Here is a 4,103-nt window from a genome sequence, read left to right as displayed (position 1 = left end):
ATTATAGAGATTATTTCCACCATATGTAATTACTGCATTGTAATTTCCTTTTTTCTTTAGATTAGTGATTTTAAAGGTTGCCTTACCAGTGCTTGAGACAGTTGCCTTAAATGTCTTGCCCTTAACTTTTAAGGTAACCTTTACATTTTTAATGGCCTTGCCAGCATTATCCTTTAAAGTAATTGTGTATTTTTTAGTCTTGACTTTTGCCTTGAAGGTCTTTGCCTTGGCAGTCAGTGCTGGAGTTGCCTTTTTAACAGTGACCTTAACCTCTTTTGATGATATGTCATATACTGCATTGCCGTTAAAGGTTATCTTGGCAGTGTATACTTTAGGAGTCAATCCATTAGTGGACAATTTAACCTGACCGTTACTGTCAGTTGTTAATGTTTTGGCACCATTTATATTCACAATGACGTTGGCATTGCGGACTGCATTGCCGTTAGTGTCTTTCAATGTGATTAGCAAATCACTGTTGCCGTTGTAAGTGACTGTGATTGAATCTGCGGTTAGCTGTGTTTTAATCTTGTTAACTTCCAAGGAAACATTATTTGAACCGCTTTTAGCGTATTTGCCCTCGCCGGCAAATGTTGCATTAACAGTGTATGTGCCGAAAGTCAGACCGCTTAAAGTTAAATTGCCCTTACCGTTGACAATGCCTATGATGTAATCCTTATCATTAACATTGACTATTACAACATTATTGATAGTCTGGTTTAAAACAACACCAACAACAACGCTATCGCCAACAAATATTGACGGATTGTCAATACTTACAGCCATTATTATCACCGTCAAATATTGCCTGAACATCATAAGTGCCCATCTCCAAATCGGAAATGGCGAAAGTTCCAACACCCTTATTAACCACAACATCATAGGAATCAGAACCAATATTCAACCTAACAATTCCTGTGACAGTCGGATTTGTATTGACTGCAAAAATAGCCTTATCGCCAACAATTATGGAATGATTGTCAATACTTACGGCCAGGCTGGTAGGAATCTTTTTAACTTCCAAAATTTTAACATCGGAAGAGCTGGCTGAATGTTTATTATCACCGTCAAATATTGCCTGAACATCATAAGTGCCCATCTCCAAATCGTCTCCAAATCTGAAATGGCAAAAGTTCCAACACCCCTATTTACCACAACATCATAGGACTTGGAACCAATATTCAACCTAACGATTCCCTTGACGGTTGGATTCATATTGACTGCCACAATAACCTCATCACCAACAAAAATCGAATATTTATTCAAACTAATGGATACTGGTGATGATATATTGTCACCGGTGACTGTTAGATTTAATTGATTGGAAATACATTCCTTATATTTATCATCGCCTGCGAATACTGCATTAATAATGTAGTATCCCTTATCCAAATCATATAAAGTGAAACTGCCTTTACCGTTGACAAGACCTACAGTGTGGTTGCTGCCATTAACCTTAACAGTAACAATGGCATTTATGGATTGGTTCAAATTAACACTAACAACAGCGAAATCATGATAGCTCATTGAATCCTTATCTATGCTGATTTCCATACTGGTAATTACATTGTTAACAAACAACTGTTTAACATCGGAAGTGCTGTTGGAATATCTGTCATCACCTGCAAACTCTACATGAACATCATAGACAGCTTCACCTAAATTACTAACGTAATAGTTTCCGCTGCCCTCAATAACAGCAACATCATAAGACTTAGTGCCAACAATCAGAGTAACAACACCAGTAATTCCAGGATTCATGGAAACAAAAATACACGCATCGTCTCCAGCAATAATCGATTGTACGAATTCCACATCAACAGTGGTAACGATTCTATTAACAATGAAATCCCTTGAATCTGATACGTTAGCATTATACATATCATTGCCTTCGAATGTGGCAACAACCGTTAGAGCATCATTATTAACGGGAGTATATTCATGAGTGACAAAATCAGCGTTATCAACATATTCAGTGTAGTTTGCGCCGTTAATGGTAAATATCACATTACCTTTAACTGTATTACTCAATTTTGCTTTGAGTGTTACTGGTTTATCGACATAAATTGATTCGTCAATATCTTCGAGGTTAATTGACAAATCTCTTTTAATTACATGGATTGTTTTGCTTGTTTCATATCCTGTGTAGTTTTGATCACCATCCAAACGGAAATCAAGTTGATAAGTGCCCTCAGATTTATCGCTAATACAGAACTGATAATTGATTTGAGGATTAGATGACACCGGATACCCATAACTCACACCATTAATATAGATATTTAAATCGCCAGTAGAGTTTATAGTATCAATGTAAATGTCGATATCCTCACCAACATAACTAATTTCATTACAACGGATAGTTATAAGCGAATTATTAGGGAAAACAACAAATTCATCATCCAAACTTACATTATCATTATAATCATCACTGCTGAAGAACTTGATATGGGCATTCATACGACCTCCAGACAAGCCATATAGGGCAACATTAGCCTCACCATTAGACATGACCCCCTTGAATGTCCTGTCGTTAACAGTGACATTAACAGTACCGTTGGCATAATTTCCAACATGAACATTTGCATAGGCAGTATTCGGATAAGTCACATCTTCAATATTCACATCAATAGTAGGGGTTAGCCTTGAAACAGTGAACATAATATTATTTTGTGTTAAATTCTCATAATTAGAATCACCGTAAAATAATGCAGTGGCAACATAATTTCCTGCGGGCAATCTGTCAGCCTCAATCAGTGCATTCGCACCGCCATCATATATTGATTTATTTTCACCGATTCTAATTGCAACATTTCCATTAAATTTATCGGCACAATCAACAACGAAAAGGGGTTTATCAGCGACAGTTACATTCAATGCAACGACTTTGGCATTTAACTCATCACCAATCAAATCGCCATCAGTTATTCCCAATCTGTCAGAATCCGAATTTTCATCTCTTTGCTGTGCAGAAAGTTCCGCATTGTCATCTTTTGCTGATGCATTGTCAGACAAACCTCCATCATCATTATCCATTACTTGATTATCTTCATTAATCTCTAAGTTATCATCTGAATCTATTGCAGATATTTCTGTATCATTCACTTCACTAGCACATATGCTCGCTATAGTGAACAAACAAATAATCAGACATATAGCTAGAAAGTATTTTTTGAATCTCATTTAATTCTGCTCCCTTTTTTTACGGTTATATATTATATTTAATTAATTATTTAATGCTTTCCAACAATGGGAAAAAACATGTTTTTGAATTCATTATGGGCAATTGCATATCCAACCCAACATTTTAAAAGTTGGTGGAAGTTCAATCAAAGAATCTCTCCTAAAAAATCATTAATTAATATTAACTACTATATGAATTTGAGTACAAAAGAAAAACAATAAGCAAGTGCGGGTGAGACACTTACTTGACAAGGATATAAACTTTTTTAGTTACTTTTACATAGTATTTGTTACCCTTGTAGGTCACTGCCGCCTTAAATTTACCTTTTTTGTTCAGGCCAGTAATTTTGAAAGTGACCTTGCCTTTGGAATTGGTTTTGACACTAAAGGTTTTTTTGTTAACTTTTAAAGTAACCTTTGCTTTTTTAATTGCTTTGTTTTTACTTGTTTTCAGAATTACTACGTATTTTTTAGTTTTAACAGATCTCTTAAATGTCTTTTTCTTAGCAGTCAATTTTGGTTTGGCCTTTTTAACAGCAACATTGACCGTTTTGATTATTTTAACATAATTATTGTTGCCATCAAAAGTTATTTTTACAGTATATTTATTTGGAGCCAAATTACCTGCAGGTATTTGAATTTGACCGTTTTTATCTGTTTTTAGGTTGAATGATCTGCCGTTTGAAAGTTTAACGGATACCTTAACACCATCAATTGCCCTTCCGTTAATGTCTTTTAAAGCTGCAACAAAATATTTGCCACTCTCATAAAGAACGGAAGATGTAATCATGCGAACATCCGTAGGCAACTTGTTGATAATAATGGATATGTTTAAGCTGTCCGCTTCAAAGGCGACGTCGGTCTGTTCCGTCTCAGAGGCGGGCATTTCCACGTTCAGGTTCGTCTTGCCGTCGGCGTTTTCGACG

General features: G+C 35.7%; 4 protein-coding genes. All 4 read right to left on the bottom strand.

The annotated features are described in order from the left end of the window. The coding region (locus QZV68_RS10070) for an Ig-like domain-containing protein (protein WP_296880866.1) at window positions 1–783 on the bottom strand (783 nt) is incomplete at its 3' end. Next, complete coding sequence (locus tag QZV68_RS10065) at window positions 767–1,021, bottom strand: Ig-like domain-containing protein (protein ID WP_296880865.1); 255 nt, start codon at window positions 1,019–1,021, stop codon at window positions 767–769. The genes QZV68_RS10065 and QZV68_RS10070, both read right to left, overlap by 17 nt. Then, complete coding sequence (locus tag QZV68_RS10060) at window positions 985–3,099, bottom strand: Ig-like domain-containing protein (protein WP_296880864.1); 2,115 nt, start codon at window positions 3,097–3,099, stop codon at window positions 985–987. The genes QZV68_RS10065 and QZV68_RS10060 overlap by 37 nt, the downstream gene beginning before the upstream one ends. Window positions 3,100–3,418: 319 nt before the next feature. Beyond that, the coding region (locus QZV68_RS10055) for a carboxypeptidase-like regulatory domain-containing protein (RefSeq protein WP_296880863.1) at window positions 3,419–4,103 on the bottom strand (685 nt) is incomplete at its 5' end.

This window comes from uncultured Methanobrevibacter sp. (genome assembly GCF_902801725.1).
In the GTDB taxonomy this organism is placed as follows: Archaea; Methanobacteriota; Methanobacteria; order Methanobacteriales; family Methanobacteriaceae; genus Methanocatella.
This window is presented reverse-complemented; position numbering and strand designations above follow the sequence as displayed.